At 45.1% G+C, this 1,226-nt stretch carries 1 protein-coding gene; it reads right to left on the minus strand.

All coding sequences use genetic code 11. The features are described 5' to 3' along the window. Positions 1-105: 105 nt before the first annotated feature. The coding region (locus tag R7D93_RS25620; RefSeq protein ID WP_318129596.1) for an ImpA family metalloprotease at positions 106-1,226 on the minus strand (1,121 nt) is incomplete at its 5' end.

Below are 1,226 nucleotides of genomic sequence, written 5' to 3' on the forward strand. Positions count from 1 at the left end.
TCAAGTAATACTTTACAAAGCAATAACCGTGACTCAACGCTAAGATAAATCTAGTAAAAAGGGAGACTCAGTCTCCCTTTTTCATGCATGTTATTTTCTACTCAGCTAGTTCAGCGGCCAAACCGTTTGACCATCAATACTTACTGGAGTTTGAGCGAATTCGTTCAGACAGTAACCGGTATTGCTGCTTGCAAAGTAAGTGAGAGGTATCGGCGTCAGATTCAACGCAACAACTTGTTGCTTCGCTTTTTCTGAGAACGAAAATCCCCACATGTCGAGATAGTTAGTCATATCTCGCTGAGCCACGTAACTTAGGGCAATGAGCAACCAGTCATTGTTTGAGATGCTGTTCGCTTCATCTTTGGTATACATCGAGAAGCCAATGCTTGATTGTTTCGCATTCCACAGTGCCTCATCTGCTTTCAAACGATTAAACTCACGCTCAATAAGATGCAGTCGCGCCAGTAAATGCCAACCATTTTTAAGCACACCTTCGTGCTGAGTTGCCATCATCATTTGAATGTAAACGCGAGCACCCCAGCTCCAACCCGTTTGGTTTTGCTCCGCCATATAAGCATTTGGATCGCTTTGTGTTCGACTGGTTTGCAACAGTTCAAACTGACCTTTGAAATCCAAGCTTTGGCAGGTTGATTCCTTACCCGTATTTTGGAAGAAACGAGACTTGCTGTAGTAGGAGTAGTAGTTGGTCGTCGAATGCCCTTCCCAACCAGCGAATCGGAATCGTCCTTTCTCTAAACCGTGGCCTAGCTCATGCAAATCACCGTGACCTAAAGGACTGAAGGCCCAATAAGCATCGTACGGGTTACCAGAGCAGCCATAGCCACAAGTGGCTTGGTCAGCATTCATGTGCTTAACCATATCAATATTGGCAATTTCCCAGCCTTGGTTTTGAGCGTATTGAATAATTTCAGGTACTTCGTCTATACCCGGCCCTTGGAAACCAGCCAGAACATGCGGGTAGTTATGAACATATTCTTCCGTTGCAAGCGCCATTTCCGCAGGGGTAGACCACATTTCATCGTTGACCGACTCTAACATCTTGTCACGCTTTGAGTGCACTTCAAACCCAGGAGTGATCAGCTCGGCCCAATCAAACAAATTGGCTTCTAGCTGCTGAATAAAGGTGTCGTTGTCGTTCTCACTTCTCCATACAGGATGCTGTGCCACATGGTTAAATCTCAGTTCAACCGGAATATCATTTTTGT

The organism is Vibrio sp. YT-15, assembly GCF_033337445.1.
GTDB classification, from domain to species: domain Bacteria; phylum Pseudomonadota; class Gammaproteobacteria; order Enterobacterales; family Vibrionaceae; genus Vibrio; species Vibrio alginolyticus.